The following is a 17,570-nucleotide window of genomic DNA, read 5'->3' on the forward strand; positions in this document are numbered from 1 at the left end:
GTAAATAGGGGTGAAGCCGGTCTCCAGCGCGGGCGGTCAAGGGGGCGCAGGCTTTTGCAGCGGGCTGGATCAATGTCGCTGTGAAGGTCATAGTGGGAGGATCCCTAGGATTCGCAATTCCCCGTGGATAGTCTGGGACAGGATGCCACTCTACGGAGGGTCAGGGAGAATGTGATCGAAGCAGCTGCTGCGGTAATCGGCCGGAACAATGTCACCATATCCGGCCGGGATGATGGGCCTGTGATGATGTTCGCCCACGGTTTTGGCTGCGATCAGGCTATATGGCGGAAGCTGCTGCCCTATTTTGTTGATGATTACCGGCTGGTGCTTTTTGATCATGTTGGTGCAGGACACTCCGACATCAGCGCCTATGACTGGGACAAGTACGGGTCCCTGAATGGGTACGCGTCGGACCTGCTGGAGATTTGCGCCGCCCTTGAACTCGATGACGTCATCCTGGTGGGCCACAGTGTCAGCACGATGATCGCCGTGATCGCCGCAGTGCAGGACCCCAACCCTTTCTCCCACCTGGTCCTGCTTGCTCCTTCACCCCGCCATACGGATGACCCGTACGACGGCTACGTGGGCGGGTTTTCGCGGGAAGACATCGAGGGCCTGCTGGCATCCCTGGACAGCAACTATTTCGCCTGGGCCGCGGCCTTGGCGCCCATGGTGATGGGCAACCCGCAAGAGCCGGAGCTGGCGGAGGATCTGCGTGGCAGCTTCTGCAGGACAGATCCGACCATCGCCCGGCACTTCGCCGGGGTAACCTTTTTCTCCGACACCCGCCCTGAACTGAAGAAGGTGCGCACCAGCTGCCTGATTCTGCAGTGCTCCGACGATCGGCTTGCCCCGCCGGAAGTGGGCGCCTACCTGCACAAGAATCTGGAACACAGCACCCTGGTGCAGCTCCAGGCCACCGGGCACTGCCCCCACGTCAGCGCCCCGGAGGAAACGGCCCGGGAGATTCTCCACTACCTCGATACCCGTTCCTGACAGGCGCCGCTGGCCCCTCCCCCGCCCGGTTTTGCCCGGTCGAGGCAGGTTCAGTCAATGATTGCCCATTTCAGGCGAGCTGCAGGATCCGGGTTCAGGCGAGTTTGGTTACCTGGTAGGTGTGGCCGGCCGCGCGGAGTCGCTGTATGAGCACGTTGCCGAGTGCGGTGGCCGGTGTCAGCGACCCTTTAGCGGTTGGCAGCCGGTCACCGTCGAGGGCAAGAGCGAGTGCAGTCTCCCCTGCCATCACGGCGGTGGCGGCATAGCCGGGATCACCGGGGCCAGCAGCAATCGCCTGGTAACGCTGGCCGTCCTCGGTGCGGGCGGTCACCTGGGAGTGGAACCAGCCCGCGCGCTGCGTGCTGATGCTCGGACCCGTACCCGGTGCCGGAAGAAAGCGGTCGAGGACCTTCCGGGTGGGCGGGAAGGCCATCGCGCCCGTGAATGCCCGAAGCCCGAGTGCCATTGCCCCGGCGAGGACCGCTCCTGCCGGTCCGGGGGCCACCCCCATCACCTCGCCGTACTGAAGGGAGCGGCCGTAGGCCCAACCCTGCAATGCGTTGCTGCGGCGCACTATCCGGGTGTTGACGGGGGCCATGATGAACGGCGCGGTCCAGGTGCCGTCAGCCGAACGGCGCGCAGGACCGGCGTCGGGTGGCTGTGGTGTTGTCGGCTCCCGGGTGCGGTCGGGGCTCAGAGCGTAGGGGTCCGCGGCTAGTGACCTCAGGGCGGTGCTCGATCGCACCGCGTCGAGCTGCCCGCGCATCGATTCGAGCGTGCCTCCGCTGAGGCCGCCCTTGGCCTTAGCAACGAGTTGGACCTCGGCTAAACCGCCAGCGCCATCGGCTTCTGCGGCCTGGTGAAGCAGCAGTACGGCGAGGTCGGACGGCACGGAGTCGTAGCCGCAGGAGTGCACGATCCGTGCCCCGGTCGTCCTGGCCAGAGCGTCGTAGCGATCGATCGCCTCCCGGATGAAGGACACCTCACCGGCGAGGTCGGCGTAGTGGGTACCGGCCCGGGCACAGGCCTCGACGACGGGCAGTCCGTGTTTTGCGTATGGACCGACGGTGGTGAAGAGCACGCGGGTGTTCGCAGCCAGGGCGGGGATTGAGTCTGCATCCCCCGAGTCGGCTTCGATGAGGGCCCACCCGTGCGCCGCGGCCGGCAACTGCGACCGAACCGCCTCGAGCCGGGACGAGGACCGGCCCGCGAGTCCGACTCGCATACCGGCCGGTGCATGCTCGGCGAGGTAGGCGGCGATCAGTCTGCCAACGAAACCCGTCGCCCCGTAGAGAACGAGGTCATGTTCCCGAGATGAGGTGTCCATAACTGCAGCCTTTCACAGCGGCAACTCCAAGCTGACACACGGCTCCTTGCCTTGGTCCGCAGAATGAGGTCCCCACCAGTTCCGACCCCGTGATCAGTCAGCACGGGTTTGCCCCGCCGCGGCAGATTGAGGGAATACCATTCTTGGCTCTTGAGTAGGACTCCCAATAGACAAAAGAATCACGCATCTAACGCAGGAAGTAGTGGCAGGACCAGCCCCGTCAGAGCGACTAGGTTGCCGCCACCGTGAAGAGCCTTCGTTGATGGATGTGCTTCAGGCACCTGCGTATTGAGCAGGGACGTTGGCTTCAACTGCAGCGTTTAGTTCCTGTAGGGTCGGTGGGTTCGCTCCCGGGCGCTGCACGGTGATGGCCGCGGCTGCAGCTGCGGTGTGTCCAAGCTGCTCCAGGACAGCCGGGGCGAAGCCTTCGGTTCCTCGGGTGAGGAAGCCCAAGATCAGTGCTGACATGTAGGAGTCCCCAGCGCCGATGGTGTCTGCAACTGTCGTCTTCACGGCAGGGATGCTGATGTTAGAGTCGGCGGAGGTGAATTGTGAGCCTTCGGCGCCCTTGGTAATGACGGTCAACCGGGCGCCCAGTCCGAGGATATGTGCTGCGGTTTCGTCCAAGCTTTTCCGGGGGTAAAGCCACTGCGCGTCCTCATCGCTGAGTTTGACCACGTCCGTGAGGGCCACGAGGTCTTCGAAAATGGCTTTCGCTTCCGTGTGGCTGCCGAGCAGGGCCGGCCGGATGTTGGGGTCGTAGGTGATCATGCAGTGTCGGTGGGCCTGTTCGATCAGGGCTTTTACGGCGCTGGCACCAGGGCTAAGGAACGTGGCGATGGATCCCGTGTGCAGGATTTTCGGGAAGTACGCGGGCGGCGTGGGCCCAAGATCCCATGAGATGTCGAACTCATACGTGGCGGAGCCGTCCGGTGCGAGGGTTGCTGTTGCCGACGGTGTCCGGGTGAGGAACTTGGAACCGGGCAGAAGCGTGACGCCTGCGCTGTGGAGATGGTTTTCGATCGCGGTTCCGCGGGCATCAGGGGCGATGGCCGTGAGCAGACCTGTGGTGACGCCGAGGCGGCCGAGTCCGTAGGCAACGTTGGCCGGCGAGCCGCCCGGGTGTTCCACCTGGCCGTGGGAGGTGGTGACCACGTCGGTCAGCGCTTCGCCTACGACAGTGACGTCAAGCGTCCGGTGAGCGTCTTGCCGGGCTGTTGTGAGGTAATCCATGGTCTGTCTCTCGTGAGGAGCTAATCGTGTGGGGGCTGTTCAAGCGACGTCAGTCCGCGGACCGGGAACCCGGTGCGCGGACTGACGTCGGGGCAAGCAATTGTTCAGGCGGTGGCTGCACCGGTCATGATCGCAACCGCATCGGTCATGTTGTGGGATTGTGGTGTGATGGTGGCCGCGCATTTGCCGAGGCGCTGGATGTGGATTCGGTCCGCCACGTCGAACACGTGGGGCATGTTGTGGCTGATCAGGATGACCGGCAGGCCGCGGTCCCGGAGGTCGCGGACAAGCTGTAGGACCTGGTTGGATTCGCGTACGCCCAGGGCCGCCGTGGGCTCGTCCAGCACAACGACCTTTGAGCCGAAAGCAGCCGCACGGGCAACGGCGACAGCCTGGCGCTGGCCGCCGGAGAGGTTCTCCACCGGGACGGTCACGTCCTGGAGTGTGGAGATACCGAGCCGGGTGAGCTCGTCCTTGGCTTTGCGGCGCATGCCTTTGGTGTCCAGGACACGGAAGACACTGCCCAACAGGCCGGGGACCCGCTCTTCCCGCCCGAGGAACAGGTTTGAGGCCACGTCGAGTGCCGGCGACACCGCGAGGTTCTGGTACACCGTCTCGATGCCGTGGGCGCGGGCGTCCTGCGGCCGCTTGAAGTGCACTGGCTGTCCTGAGACGAAGAGTTCCCCGGAATCCGGGACTTCTGCTCCGGTGAGGCATTTGATCAGGGTTGATTTGCCTGCACCGTTGTCGCCGATGATCGCCAGGACCTCGCCCGGGTACAGGTCGAGGCTGACGCCGTCAAGGCCGACGACCCGGCCGAAGGTCTTGACGAGGTTCCTGGCTTTCAGGATGGGCTCACGGGTGGCGGTGTGCGGGGCTGCTGGTTCTGTCATGGTCATGACTTGACCTTTCGGATCCACTGGTCGATGGACACAGCGAGGATGATCAGGACGCCGACGGCGAGGGTCTGGTACAGAACGTCCAGGCCGGCGAGGGAGAGTCCGTTGCGGAACACCCCGACGATCAGGGCGCCGAGGAGTGTTCCCCAAACGGAGCCGCGGCCGCCGAAGAGGCTGGTTCCGCCGATGACGACGGCGGTGATGGAGTCCAGGTTCAGGTCAACACCGGCGTTGGGGCTGGCGGCGTTGGTGCGGCCGATCTGGATCCAGGCGCCGATGGCCAGGACTGCGCCGGCGGCGAGGTAGACGCTCATGAGGACTTTGTTCACCGCGATGCCGGCCAGGCGGGCGGCTTCCTTGTCATCGCCCACAGCGTAGACGTGCCGGCCCCAGGCGGTTTTGCCCAGGATGAAGGCGATGGCGATGTAGAGCAGGAGCATCACGACGACGCCTGTTGAGATACGCACCGGCCCTACGGGGAAGGTGCTGCCGGTCCAGGTCAGCAGGTCCGGCATGGCCGAGCCGCGCACGGTCGCTCCGTTGGAGTAGAGCAATGTCAGGGCGATGAAGATGTTCAGCGTGCCCAGGGTGACGATGAAGGGTGGGAGCCGGAACCTGGTGACCAGGAATCCGTTCAGGGCTCCGGCGGCGAGTCCCACGATGAGGCCTGCGAGCAGTGCTACAGGGCCGGGCAGTCCGTTGTTGACGGCGAGCTGGGCTACGACCATGGAGGAGAGGATCATGACGGCTCCGACGGACAGGTCGATGCCGGCTGTGAGGATGATGAGTGTCTGGGCGATGGCAAGGGTGCCGACGACGGAGACCTGCTGGGTAATCAGCGAGAGGTTTTCGACCCGCAGGAACCTGTCATTGAGGAGGCCGAACACGACCACGGCGATGAGCAGGACCAAGGCGGGGCTGACGGCGGGGTAACGGTGGAGGATGTTTCGGATGCGGCTAAGCGGTGTCTGGCGGTCAAGGAATTCCTCCGCCAGGTCGGCATGCCCTGCGCTGGGGGGGCCGGCGGTCTGTTGCTGGGTCACGGTTGGTCCTGATCTTTGGTGATAGTTGCTGGCGTGTAGCTAACGCGGGGGTTGTGCCCCGGGGAGGCCACAGCGGTGCGGCCTCCCCGGGTGCATGGCCGGGGTTCTACTTACCCCAGCAGATTCCGGAGGCTTCGGTGGTGGTGATGCTCTTGACGCCGTCGGCCGGCTTGTCGGTGACGAGTTCCACACCGGTGTTGTAGAAGTCCAGGCCCGGTGAGTTGGCCGGCTTTTCACCGGTCTTGGCCAGGTCCACAATTGCTTTGACACCGAGCTCGGCCATCTTGACCGGGTACTGCTGTGCCGTGGCGCCGATGACGCCGGACTTGACGTTGTTCACGCCAGCGCAGCCGCCGTCGATCGATACGACCAGCACGTCCTTTTCCTTGCCGGCTGACTTCAGGGCCTCAAAGGCGCCCGCAGCGGCGGGTTCGTTGATGGTGTAAATGACGTTGATGTCAGGATTGCTTGACAGGAGGGTTTCCATGGCCGTGCGGCCGCCGTCCTCGTTGCCCTGCGAGGCCTGGTTGCCGACGATTTCGTAGTCGCCGCCCTTGCCGCCGGTGTACTTTCCGGTTTTGGCCTCATCGCCGTTCTTCTTCTAATCCGCAGTGTCGATGCCCAGGCCCGTCAGGAAGCCCTGGTCGCGGTTGTAGTCAACCGAGACAATCTTGTCGTCGAAGAGGTCAACGAGCGCGATCGTGGCCTTCTTCCCGCCCAGCTGAGCGGCGGTCCACTTGCCGATCAGCTCGCCCGCGGCGAAGTTGTCGGTGGCGAACGTGATGTCGGCAGCGTCCGCAGGGTCCGGCGGGGTATCCAATGCGATGACGAAGAGGCCGGCGTCCTTCGCCTTCTTCAGCGCGTCGACCACCGAGGGGCCGTTGGGTGTGATCAGGATGCCCTTGTCGCCCTTGGAGATGGCGTTTTCGATGGCCTGGATCTGCGTATCCTCATCGCCGTCAGCCTTGCCCGCCGCGAGTTTGAGGTCTACACCGCCGGCCTCCGCGGCCTTCTTCGCACCCTCCTGCATCGAAACAAAGAACGGGTTTGTCGTGGTCTTGACGATCAGGGAGACGCCGACTTTTTCATCTGACGTCCCTTCGCCGGCACCTGGCGCGGTGGAACTTCCTCCACAAGCCGAAAGGCTGAGCGTTCCCAAGGTAAGGGCCGCTCCTGCCGCAAAGATGCGGGTGGACGTTGCAAGGGGGGACTTGGAACTCAACATTGAATCTCCTGGTGTTTGAGGCCTCCATGGCCTCGACAACGATGTCATACCGAGGTAAGCAGGATCACACGTTAGAGTCAATAGGAAAAGAACGAGAAGGAGTTACTTTCTTGACAACGATGTCTGATCGTTACCAGCCACCTCTGTCCCCGACGCGGCCCACGATGCGTCACGTGGCGGCACTCGCGGGTGTGGGAATCAAAACCGTTTCACGAGTGATCAACGACGAGGCTGGGGTATCCGAGGCCACCCGGCAAAAGGTGCTCGATGCCATCGCGCAGCTCAACTACCAGCTGGATGTCACAGCCGGCAGCCTCCGCCGAGCGGGCAGAAGGACACTCTCGGTTGGCCTCCTGCTGCCCAGTGTCTCCAACCCGTTCAGTGGCGAGATACACCGGGCCATGGAGGATGCGCTTGGTGCCCGGGGAATAGCCGTATTCGCCGCCAGTCTCGACGATGACCCTCGGCGGGAGCAAGCCATCATCGCAGCTTTCCTGGGCAGGCGGGTCGACGGCCTTGTCCTGACACCGATCGCTAAAAACCAGGCATATATGATCCCTGAGCACTCCAGAAACCTGCCAATGGTCTTTATTGACCGCGAGCCGGCAGGGGTTGAGGCAGATGCTGTGGTCACTGACAACGCAGTGGGCGCGGCCAAAGCGGCCGCACATCTGCTGACGCACGGACACACCAAGTTGGCCTACCTGGGCGACCGCACAGACATTCAGACCGCGCGGGAGCGCCGGCGAGGCTTCCTTGAGGAGGTCGGCAGGGCAGGAATTCCAACCTCCGCACTACCCGTCATCGATGATCTTCATGATGAGGAAGCAGCGAGGCATGCAGCCCTTGGACTGTTGAGTTCCGAGGATCCTCCGACGGCAATTTTCTCCAGCCAGAACCTCGTCACCTTCGGAACGATGCGTGCGCTGAGGGAGCTTGGCGTACACAAGCGCGTTGCCCTTGTCGGTTTTGACGACTTCACGCTTGCCGACATGATGGACCCCGGGGTTACGGTCATCGCTCAACACCCTGACCGGATCGGCGTTATGTCGGCCGAACGACTTCTGGCCAGAATCGATGGCGACGATCAACCTCCGCGGACCTACATTGTCCCCTCCGAGCTCATCCAAAGGGGATCCGGCGAAATTCGCCCGCCGGCATAACCCCTTCTGAAAAACTTCACCTCTGCAAAACCAACCTGAAGAGAGATCATGGCCAAAACCCTGTATGCCGAGTTCACCGTCAAAGCCGGCAGTGAGGCCCGCGTTGCCGAAATGATGGTCGAATTGACCCAGCACGTCCGGAAGGAACCAGGCAACGAACTGTTTCTTCCGTACACCCGCGAAGAGAATCCCCGGGAATACTTCGTCTTCGAGGTCTACCGGGATGAAGCCGCGTTCCAGGAGCACATCAACGCCGACTACGGAGCCAGGTTCAACGAGGAACTGACCCGTCACATCGAAGGTGACGCGTCGGAGCTGACCTGGCTCAACCCGGTCGTATAGCCCAGCTAGAACAGCGGCCATAGGGTAGGCACCACCTAGGGTTTCCTCAAAGCCGCCGATTCATACGCCTCAGCCCCCGTCCTGCGGACGCGGGGCTGATCGTCGTCCCCATGCCCCGCGCCGCCATCAGACTCAAGAAAATCGGCCTCAAAATGACCGTTGACTTGTCCGATAGACATTCTTTACAGTCCAACGCATTGGCTGACAACGTTGTCTACTGGCTAGACACGCGCAATGAAGGGCGACACAAGCAAAATGAAACAATCCACAATGCGGAGCACGCGCAGCGTCTCAGCACTGACACTGGCCAGCCTCTCGCTCGCCGCAGCACTGGCCGGCGCCATGCCCGCGTCCGCCGCCGAACTCGGGGATGAGCAGCACCGGCCGGCTATCCACTACACGCCGGAAAAGAACTGGATGAACGACCCCAACGGGCTCGTATTCCACAAGGGCGTCTACCACATGTACTACCAGCACAACCCCTCCGGGAACACTTGGGGGAACATGTCCTGGGGCCACGCCACGTCCAAGGACCTCGTCCACTGGGAGGAGCAGCCCCTCGCAATTTCATTTGACGCGCAGGAGGATGTCTTCTCCGGCAGCGTGGTCGTGGACAAAAACAACACGTCCGGACTCGGCACCGCGGAAAACCCGCCCCTGATCGCGATCTACACAAGTGCCTACAAGGAACCGTCCCCGTACCGCGGCCTGCAGGCCCAGTCCCTGGCCTACAGCCTGGACGACGGCCAGACATGGACCAAGTACGACGGCAACCCCGTCCTGAACCGGAACTCACCCAACTTCCGCGACCCGAAGGTCTTCTGGTACGACAACCCGGCCGGCGGAGGCTACTGGGTCATGACCGCGGTGGAATCGCAGGAGCACAAGGTTGTCCTCTACAAGTCCGACAACCTCAAGGACTGGACCGCACTGAGCGACTTCGGGCCCGCCAACGCCACCGGCGGGCAGTGGGAATGCCCCGATCTGTTCCCCTTAGCTGTTGACGGTGACCCGAACAACGTCAAATGGGTCATGATTGTCAGCATCAACCCCGGCGGTGTCGCTGGCGGCTCTGCGGTCCAATACTTCGTGGGCAACTTCGACGGCACCACGTTCACCTCCGAAACCACCAAACCAGCCGCTGCCCCACCCGCCGGAACAGTCCTGGCCGGATTCAACGACGGAACCTACAACGGCTGGACAACGAACAACGAACCGGGCAACTGGAAGAATGGCCCCTTCGGTGATGCCCCAGCGACCGGTTCCTTGCCCGGCCAAAGCCCCGTAACCGGATTCGGCGGCAGCGGACTGATTAACTCCTTCAATGACGGGGACTGGCCCCTCGGTTCCATGCAGTCACCCACATTCACCGTCACCGACGACTACCTGAACTTCCTCGTGGGCGGAGGCAAACACCCCCATGTCTCCGACAAGCTGGACAATAACCCGCCCGAGGGAGAGCTCAAGTTTGAAGGCTTTGAGGTTCCCGAGGGAACTACGCTGGCCGATGCCGGCTGGGCCGGCACAGGAGACCTGACCCCCAATTTCCAGCCAGCCACCAGCGGCGGGGACTATTACATCGGCGCCAAACGGATCAACACGTTCGAAACAGGTACGGTGCCCGGCGATGACCGCCAAGGTACCCTGACATCACCCGAGTTCCCCATCACGAAAAATTTCATGAGCATGTTGGTAGGAGGCGGCAACCGCTCCGCGGACTCCGGACAGACCCTCGCAGTTGAACTGCTCATCAATGGCAACGTGGTCCGCTCCCTCGCCGGCAACAACTCCGGGTTGCTGAACTGGAAAGGCTGGGACGTCTCCGAATTCGCCGGGCAGAACGCCCAACTGCGTATCGTTGACCAGGCTACCGGCGGGTGGGGACACCTGACCCTTGACCACGTCATGCTCACCGACACTGCCGCTGTTCCCAGGTCCGATGAAGAAACAGTGAACCTGGTAGTAAGCGGACAGGTGGTCCGTACGGCCACAGGCAACGACAGTGAGAACCTGGACTGGGCATCATGGGATGTCAAGGAATTCGTTGGCCAGCAGGCACAAATCAAGGTCGTGGACAACAACCGGTTCGGCTGGGGGCACATACTCGCGGATGAGTTCACAGCTAGCCCCGCGCCAGCGGCGTCCCGCCTGGAGTCCTACGATTGGCTGGATTACGGACGGGACTACTACGCCACCGTATCCTTCGCCAACATGCCCGACGACAAGCGGATCATGCTGGGCTGGATGAGCAACTGGGACTACGCAAACAACACCCCAACCAACCCTTGGCGCAGCGCCATGGCCCTCCCCCGCGAAGTGAAACTCACCCAGACCCCTGACGGCCCCCGCCTCGCCCAAAGCGCCGTAAAGCAAGTGGAACAGCTGGGAACGAAGGTCACCTACAGCGATAAGAAGGGCGGCCCGATTTCCGCAGGCACGCACCCGCTGCCTGCACAGTCGGCAGGCCAGGTGCAGCAGGTGGACATCACCTTCGCCCCCGGGACCGCAACAAAATCCGGTATCACCGTCCTAGGCGACGGAACCTCCTCCACCGTCATCGGCTACGACGCCACGACCGGCAAGATGTTCGTTGACCGCACAAACTCCGGCAACACCACATTCCACCCGGCCTTCGCATCCATCGAGGACGCCCCCGTCACGGTAGATAAGAACGGCAACATCACCATGCGGATCTACCTTGACCGCTCATCTGTGGAGGTATTCGCCCAGAACGGGCTGAAGACCATTACCGACCAGGTATTCCCCAACCCGGGAGCCGACAAGATGGCCCTCTTTGCCGAAGGCGGTACCGCCCAGCTCAAATCACTCACCGTGACACCGCTGGAAAAGGCAATGTTCCTCCCCGAGAAGAAATAGCACACACGCTTGACCAGCTCACCTGCGAGCTGGAGCTGAAGGGACTGGGTTCGGTAATACACCGGGCCCAGTCCCTTCAGCTTTTCAGGTGTAACAGACTCCTCGACAGTGCCCGATCCGCCCCCGCCAGGGACCGGCTCCAAATCACACCTTGAAGTACTTCGCCTCCGGGTGGTGGAACACAAACGCGTCGGTGGACTGTTCGGGGTGCAGCATCAGCTCGTCGCTGAGGACCACGCCCATGCGCTCGGGCTTCAGCAGCTCCGTCACCTTGCGGCGGTCCTCCATGTCCGGGCACGCGGGGTAGCCGAGCGAGAACCGCGCACCGCGGTAGTCGAGCTTGAAATACCCCGCTGTGTCCTTGGGCTCCTCGGCGGCGAAGCCCAGCTCCTTGCGGATGCGGGCATGCCAGAACTCGGCCAGCGCCTCGGTGAGCTGCATGACCAGGCCGTTGAGCTCGTAGTAGTCGCGGTACTGGTTGGCGGCGAACATCTTGGAGGTGAACTCCTCGATCTTCGAGCCGGCCGTGACCAGCTGCACCGGAAGGACGTCCACCTGCCCGGATTCGCGGGACTTCACAAAGTCGGCCAGGCACAGATGCCGGTCGCGGCGCTGGCGCGGGAAGTCGAAGCGCAGCCGGTCGCTGCCGATCGGACCGCCGGAACCACCGTCCGGGGCGAGCAGTCCCGCGGGGCCCAGGACGCCGTCGCGATCCTCGCCGTGGTGCAGCACCACCACCTGTTCCCCTTCGGAAACAACCGGGAAGTAGCCGTAGGCGACGGACGCGTCCAGCATGCCCTCGCCGAGGATGCGGTCCAGCCAGTAGCGCAGGCGCGGCCGGCCCTCGCGTTCCACCAGTTCCTCGTAGGAGGCGCCGTCCTCGCCGCGGCCGGGCTTGAGCCCCCACTGCCCCATGAAGGTGGCGCGCTCGTCGAGGAACGCGGAGTAGTCGTGGAGCGAGACGCCGCGCACGATGCGCGTGCCCCAGAACGGCGGCGCGGGCACGGGGTTGTCGGAGGCGACGTCGGACCGGCCGGGCATCGCTTCGGGCTCGGTGACCGTGAACTTCGCGCCGCCCTTGTGGATGCGCTTCTTCAGCGGCGGCAGGCCGACGTCGTCCGGCGATTCGCCGCGGGCCACGCGGACCAGCGGCTCCATGAGGGAAAGGCCCTCGAAGGCGTCCTTGGCGTACCGGACCACGCCGTCAAACTGCTCCGCCAGGTCCTGCTCCACGTAGGCGCGGGTCAGGGCTGCGCCGCCGAGAATCACGGGCCACTTCTTGGCCAGGCCGCGGGACTGCAGCTCCGCAAGGTTTTCCTTCATCACCACGGTGGACTTCACCAGCAGGCCGGACATGCCGATCACGTCGGCGTTGTGCTGCTCGGCCGCGGCGATGATCTCGGCGATGCCCTGCTTGATGCCGATGTTGACCACTTTGTAGCCGTTGTTGGTGAGGATGATGTCCACCAGGTTCTTGCCGATGTCGTGCACGTCGCCGCGGACGGTGGCGATCACCATGGTGCCCTTGCCCGAGGAGTCGGACTTCTCCATGTGCGGCTCGAGCAGGGCGACGGCGTTCTTCATCACCTCGGCGGACTGCAGCACGAACGGCAGCTGCATCTCGCCGGCGCCGAAGCGCTCGCCCACCACCTTCATGCCTTCGAGCAGGTGGTCGTTGATGATGCCGAGCGGGGTCATGCCCTCGCTGCGCGCCAGGTCGAGGTCCTCCTCGAGGCCCTTGCCTTCGCCGTCGATGATGCGGCGTTCCAGGCGCGCGCCCGTGGGCAGCGCGGCGAGTTCGGCGGCGCGCTGGTCCTTGAGGGCTGCGGTGTCGACGCCGGCGAACATGTCCAGCATGATGGCCAGGGGGTCGTACGTGGTGTTGCCCTCGGCGTCGTATTCGCGGCGGTCCCAGACGAGGTCCAGGGCCACCTTGCGCTGTTCCTCCGGCAGGGAGGCAAGCGGCACGATCTTGGCGGCGTCGATGATGCCGCTGGTCAGGCCCGCCTGCACGGCCTCGTGCAGGAACACGGAGTTCAGGACGACGCGGGCTGCCGGGTTCAGTCCGAAGGACACGTTGGAGACGCCGAGCGTGGTGTTGATGCCCGGGTACTTGGCGGTGATCTGGCGGATGGCCTCGATGGTTTCGATGCCGTCCCGGCGGGTCTCTTCCTGGCCGGTGGCGACGGGGAAGGTCAGGGCGTCCACGATGATGTCCTCGACGCGCATCGCCCATTCGCCCACCAGGGCGTCGACGAGGCGGGAGGCGATGGCCACCTTGCCCTCGGTGGTGCGGGCCTGGCCCTGTTCGTCGATGGTCAGGGCGATCACGGCGGTGCCATGTTCCTTCACGAGCGGCATGATGCGCGCGAAGCGGCTGTCCGGGCCGTCGCCGTCCTCGTAGTTGACCGAGTTGACCACCGGGCGGCCGCCGATGTGTTCCAGGCCGGCCTGCAGCACGGGCGGTTCGGTGGAGTCGATGACCAGCGGGAGGGTAGAGGCCGACGCGAAACGTGAGACGACCTCCTTGATGTCGGCGACGCCGTCGCGCCCCACGTAGTCGATGCAGACGTCCAGCAGGTGCGCGCCCACGCGGATCTGCTCGCGGGCGATGTCCACGCAGTCGTCCCAGCGCTCTTCGAGCATCGCCTGGCGGAACGCCTTGGAGCCGTTCGCATTGGTGCGTTCCCCGATGGCGAGGTAGGAGGCGTCCTGGTCGAAGTTCACGTGCTGGTAGAGGGAGGCGACGCCGGCTTCGCGCTCGGTGGGGACGCGGGCGGGGCCGGTGCTGCCGGCTCCCGTCTCGCGTGTGCGGAAGGGCGCAAGGCGTTCGACGACGGCGGCCATGTGTTCCGGCGTCGTACCGCAGCAGCCGCCCACCAGGCCGAGGCCGAACTCGCGGACGAACTGCTCGTGGGCGGTGGCGAGTTCGGTGGGGGTGAGCGGGTAGTGCGCGCCGTTGGCGCCGAGGATGGGCAGGCCTGCGTTGGGCATGCAGGCGATGGCCACGGATGACTGCTTGGAGAGATGGCGGAGGTGCTCGCTCATCTCGTCCGGTCCGGTGGCGCAATTCAGGCCGATGGCGTCGACGCCAAGCGGCTCGAGGGCGGTGAGGGCGGCGCCGATTTCGGAGCCCATGAGCATGGTTCCGGTGGTTTCGACCGTCACTTCGACGAAGATGGGGAGCCGGATGCCGCGGGAGACGATGGCCTGCTTGCAGCCGTTGACCGCGGCTTTGGTCTGCAGGAGGTCCTGGCTGGTTTCGATGAGGAAGGCGTCCGCTCCACCGTCGATGAGGCCCTCGGCCTGCAGGGCGAAGGTCTGCTTGAGGTAGTCGTAGCTGGTGTGGCCGAGGCTGGGAAGCTTGGTGCCCGGGCCCATGGAACCCAAGACCCAGCGCATCCGGCCGTCTGTTTCTTCGGCTGCTTCTGCGCGTTCGCGGGCGATCTTCGCGCCCTTCAGGGCGAGCTCTGCGATCCGGTCGTCGATGCCGTAGTCGGAGAGGTTGGACCAGTTCGCACCGAAGGTGTTGGTTTCGACGGCGTCGATGCCCGTGGCGAAGTAGGCGTCGTGGATGTCCGCGAGGACATCGGGCCGCGTGTCATTGAGGATCTCGTTGCAGCCCTCGAGTCCCAGGAAGTCCTTCTCGAGCGAGAGATCCCGGCCCTGGAGCATGGTGCCCATGGCGCCGTCAGCAATGACCACGGAGTGGTTCACGGCGTCCAGGAGCTCCTGCGAACGGGCAGGACGGGGCACGGACTCAATATCAAGCGCAAAACGAGGCATCTAAACAGGTTACGTGTGGGGGCCGGAACGTTGCGCTGTGTGTCCGTGTACTACGACGGGTGGGCCGGATGGAGCTACATAGCCCAGACCCGCCGCCGCCGAAGTCGCGTCGTGCCATACCGGCGAGCCGCACAAACCAAAGCTGGCCACTCAACCGCCCGGCCGAATGTACTAGCCATACACTCGCGCGGCTCCCTGAAGAGGATATTGCTGGCTATCAGAGATAAATGCTGATTTTCGTGAGGAGGGGCTTGAACAGATCAACCCCCTGCCGCCTATGGTGTCTATAGGAGTCCCGATTTCCCTGTTCACTTGACCTCGGGTCAACTGGGGTGTACTCAGTTGGTCTTCTCGAACCGCACGGCCCATTGCCTTCTCAAAGTGGGCTGCCTTATTCTTCACCCTCGGCAGCGATCATCACAGCAGCTGAACAGGCAACGACTAGGCTTTCGAGTAGTCATTGCAATGGGACAGTCAATAGGAGCGAACTTGCTGGAAAGTTGGGCGGGCTTCGGCATCAGAGGATACAGAAGCTATGGTGGCGAAAACGTTGCAGTCGTTGGGCCAATGGAAAAAGTTCATTTGGTTGTCGGACGAAACAATGTGGGTAAGTCCAACTTGCTAAAGGTCATGAACGATGTTTTGCCTCACCTCCGAGGGACGGGGTCAGCGCCAGCGAACGCTTTGTTCCCCCGCAGAGAGGACACACCTCTCCCGTGGGAGTATCAACGAGCAATAACTCTTGGCCTTTTTCTGACCGAAGACGTCAAACAGGCTTTCCAACTCGGAAATCCCAACAACCCTTTCAATGAGTTGTTCAAACGGGAGGCCTACACAGCCGGCACGCAGGGTAGCATTTGGCTGGATTTTGACCTCGTCCAGGTGCACGATACGACACTCTCTATGATCCCGAGCCTTCCGCAATATGCTGCGGCCGTTAGTCAAGGGCAGGGCATCTCGACCAGCAACCTGCAGGGCTACAGCAGCCAGTTGACCAGCAGTTCCAGTTCTGAGCCGCAGACAAACCTTAACAATGTCTTCAACGCTGTGCGACCCTGGCGCTTCATCCCCGCCACTGAGTGGGTAGATGCCATTAGAGAATTAACTGCTGAAGTGGATGGGAAGGGGTCCGATACAGGTCTGAGAAACGGGCGTGGTCTAGTTCCACGGCTGGCCAAACTCGCCAGGCCCTCGATTGCCACACGAAAGGTTGACCAGGCAAAATTTCGGGCGCTCCAAGATTTCGTCAGGGACGTGGTAGATGATCCGGATGCGGAAGTCGAAATACCACAGTCCCAGGACACCATTCACGTGGTATTCAGCCAAGGTGAAGCGATGGCCTTAGACTCCTTGGGAACAGGAATACACGAGGTCGTAATGCTGGCAGCGGTGTCGACGATAATAGAGGACACGCTGGTCTGCATGGAGGAGCCCGAATTGCATCTCCATCCCACGCTCCAGCGAAAGCTCATTGCCTATCTTCATCGTGAAACGACGAATAGATACCTTATATCCACTCACTCAGCGGCGCTGCTGAACGCAGAACTTGCCTCAATTTCTCATGTCACCTCCAACGCAGGGTTCAGCGTTGTCCGCGCTGCCTCGTCGCCGGCAACCATCGCTCACGCCGTGTCCGACTTAGGCAACAGGGCATCGGACCTAGTGCAGTCAAACTTCCTGGTGTGGGTGGAAGGACCCTCCGACAGAATTTATGTGAACCACTGGCTCCATATGAAACATCCCGACCTAGTCGAAGGCGCTCATTATTCCATCATGTTCTATGGAGGCGCGCTCCTGAACCACCTAGCCGTGGATGACAAAGCCACCGACGAATTCATCTCGCTGCTAAATATAAACCGCAACTTGGCGATTTTGATCGACTCCGACCGGAAACAGCCGGACGATGACCTCAACGACACGAAAATACGGATCATCCGGGAGATAAAGGACATCGATGCACTGGCTTGGGTCACCGACGGCTACACCGTGGAGAACTACGCTCGAAAAGAGACACTTGAAACCGCCATCGCTGGGGAATACCCCGGGAAAACGTATAGCGTTCCGTCAAGCCGGCACTCTTCTCCACTAGCCAGTACTTTTGATGGACTCGCGACTAAACCCAGCAAGATAACCGTAGCGCGGGCAGTTGCCGAACGAACCCAAACCGAAGACGGCTGGCATGAGGATCTGTGGCCTCGAGTGGCGGCGCTTGCTGAAGCCATTCGGGACTCAAACGATATGCATTGACGGCCCAGTCAACCATCGGACCCAGCTTCCCATTATGGCGAAAGCAGCGAGACCAAACTAATCAACCAGAAGAATTAACCAAAAGCGGCTAGAACCTGCTCAGCCAAGGTTCAACAGGAGCCGTCGATTCGAATCACACTTCCGCCGCAGGCGCCGCGAATTGGGCCTCGTACAGCCGCGCGTAAGCGCCGCCAGCGGCCAGCAGTGAAGCGTGCGTCCCCTGCTCCACGATCTGGCCGGCTTCCATCACCAGGATGAGATCGGCATCGCGGATGGTGGACAGGCGGTGAGCAATGACAAAGGAAGTCCGGTCCGACCGCAGCGCACTCATCGCCTTCTGCACCAGCACCTCGGTCCGGGTATCCACCGAAGACGTCGCCTCATCCAGGATCAGCACAGAGGGCCGCGCCAGGAACGCCCGCGCAATCGTCA

Annotated in this window: 10 protein-coding genes and 2 pseudogenes; 5 read left to right on the plus strand and 7 right to left on the minus strand. The window is 62.7% G+C overall.

Annotated features, from left to right (window positions below; genetic code table 11):
• The first annotated feature begins 171 nt into the window (after positions 1-171).
• Complete coding sequence (locus U7114_RS18775) at positions 172-996, plus strand: alpha/beta hydrolase (RefSeq protein ID WP_321214490.1); 825 nt, start codon at positions 172-174, stop codon at positions 994-996.
• Between the two features lie 94 nt (positions 997-1,090).
• Here U7114_RS18775 and U7114_RS18780 read toward each other — a convergent pair whose 3' ends face one another.
• From U7114_RS18780 to U7114_RS18800, 5 genes and pseudogenes are all read right to left on the minus strand, one after another.
• Positions 1,091-2,323 (minus strand): saccharopine dehydrogenase family protein, encoded by a 1,233-nt coding sequence (locus tag U7114_RS18780; RefSeq protein WP_321214491.1) that lies wholly within the window; start codon positions 2,321-2,323, stop codon positions 1,091-1,093.
• Positions 2,324-2,596: 273 nt separating this feature from the next.
• Positions 2,597-3,556 (minus strand): carbohydrate kinase, encoded by a 960-nt coding sequence (locus tag U7114_RS18785; protein WP_321214492.1) that lies wholly within the window; start codon positions 3,554-3,556, stop codon positions 2,597-2,599.
• A 104-nt stretch (positions 3,557-3,660) separates the two neighbouring features.
• Positions 3,661-4,455 (minus strand): ATP-binding cassette domain-containing protein, encoded by a 795-nt coding sequence (locus U7114_RS18790; protein ID WP_321214493.1) that lies wholly within the window; start codon positions 4,453-4,455, stop codon positions 3,661-3,663.
• Positions 4,452-5,498, minus strand: coding sequence for an ABC transporter permease (locus U7114_RS18795; RefSeq protein WP_321214494.1), 1,047 nt, complete (start codon positions 5,496-5,498; stop codon positions 4,452-4,454). The genes U7114_RS18790 and U7114_RS18795 overlap by 4 nt, the downstream gene beginning before the upstream one ends.
• Positions 5,499-5,604: 106 nt before the next feature.
• Positions 5,605-6,723, minus strand: a pseudogene (locus U7114_RS18800) (substrate-binding domain-containing protein).
• 164 nt (positions 6,724-6,887) lie between these two features.
• On the opposite strand from U7114_RS18800, the gene U7114_RS18805 reads away from it, so the two are divergent.
• From U7114_RS18805 to U7114_RS18815, 3 genes are all read left to right on the plus strand, one after another.
• Complete coding sequence (locus U7114_RS18805) at positions 6,888-7,886, plus strand: LacI family DNA-binding transcriptional regulator (protein WP_321216301.1); 999 nt, start codon at positions 6,888-6,890, stop codon at positions 7,884-7,886.
• A gap of 48 nt (positions 7,887-7,934) precedes the next feature.
• On the plus strand, positions 7,935-8,228 hold the full coding sequence (locus tag U7114_RS18810; protein WP_321214496.1) for a putative quinol monooxygenase: 294 nt from the start codon (positions 7,935-7,937) through the stop codon (positions 8,226-8,228).
• A gap of 255 nt (positions 8,229-8,483) precedes the next feature.
• Positions 8,484-11,105, plus strand: a complete 2,622-nt coding sequence (locus U7114_RS18815; protein ID WP_321214497.1) for a GH32 C-terminal domain-containing protein — start codon at positions 8,484-8,486, stop codon at positions 11,103-11,105.
• A 144-nt stretch (positions 11,106-11,249) separates the two neighbouring features.
• On the opposite strand, the gene metH is transcribed toward U7114_RS18815, so the two are convergent.
• Entirely contained in the window at positions 11,250-14,891 is a 3,642-nt protein-coding gene (gene metH / locus U7114_RS18820) for a methionine synthase (RefSeq protein WP_323058200.1), read from the minus strand.
• Positions 14,892-15,356: 465 nt separating this feature from the next.
• On the opposite strand from metH, the gene U7114_RS18825 reads away from it, so the two are divergent.
• Complete coding sequence (locus tag U7114_RS18825; protein WP_323058201.1) at positions 15,357-17,138, plus strand: AAA family ATPase; 1,782 nt, start codon at positions 15,357-15,359, stop codon at positions 17,136-17,138.
• Positions 17,139-17,271: 133 nt separating this feature from the next.
• Here the strand turns inward: U7114_RS18825 and U7114_RS18830 are convergent.
• Positions 17,272-17,570 (minus strand): annotated as a pseudogene (locus U7114_RS18830) (ABC transporter ATP-binding protein); the annotation flags it as partial.

The organism is Pseudarthrobacter sp. C1 (assembly GCF_034720455.1).
GTDB lineage: Bacteria > Actinomycetota > Actinomycetes > Actinomycetales > Micrococcaceae > Arthrobacter.

What these genes read in the sequence shown, in the direction of transcription:
- U7114_RS18780 (WP_321214491.1), bottom strand. Translation starts at nt 2,323, where the DNA reads ATGGACACCTCATCTCGGGAACATGACCTCGTTCTCTACGGGGCGACG.
- U7114_RS18785 (WP_321214492.1), bottom strand. Translation starts at nt 3,556, where the DNA reads ATGGATTACCTCACAACAGCCCGGCAAGACGCTCACCGGACGCTTGAC.
- U7114_RS18790 (WP_321214493.1), bottom strand. Translation starts at nt 4,455, where the DNA reads ATGACCATGACAGAACCAGCAGCCCCGCACACCGCCACCCGTGAGCCC.
- U7114_RS18805 (WP_321216301.1), top strand. Translation starts at nt 6,888, where the DNA reads ATGCGTCACGTGGCGGCACTCGCGGGTGTGGGAATCAAAACCGTTTCA.
- U7114_RS18810 (WP_321214496.1), top strand. Translation starts at nt 7,935, where the DNA reads ATGGCCAAAACCCTGTATGCCGAGTTCACCGTCAAAGCCGGCAGTGAG.
- U7114_RS18815 (WP_321214497.1), top strand. Translation starts at nt 8,484, where the DNA reads ATGAAACAATCCACAATGCGGAGCACGCGCAGCGTCTCAGCACTGACA.
- metH (WP_323058200.1), bottom strand. Translation starts at nt 14,891, where the DNA reads ATGCCTCGTTTTGCGCTTGATATTGAGTCCGTGCCCCGTCCTGCCCGT.
- U7114_RS18825 (WP_323058201.1), top strand. Translation starts at nt 15,357, where the DNA reads ATGGGACAGTCAATAGGAGCGAACTTGCTGGAAAGTTGGGCGGGCTTC.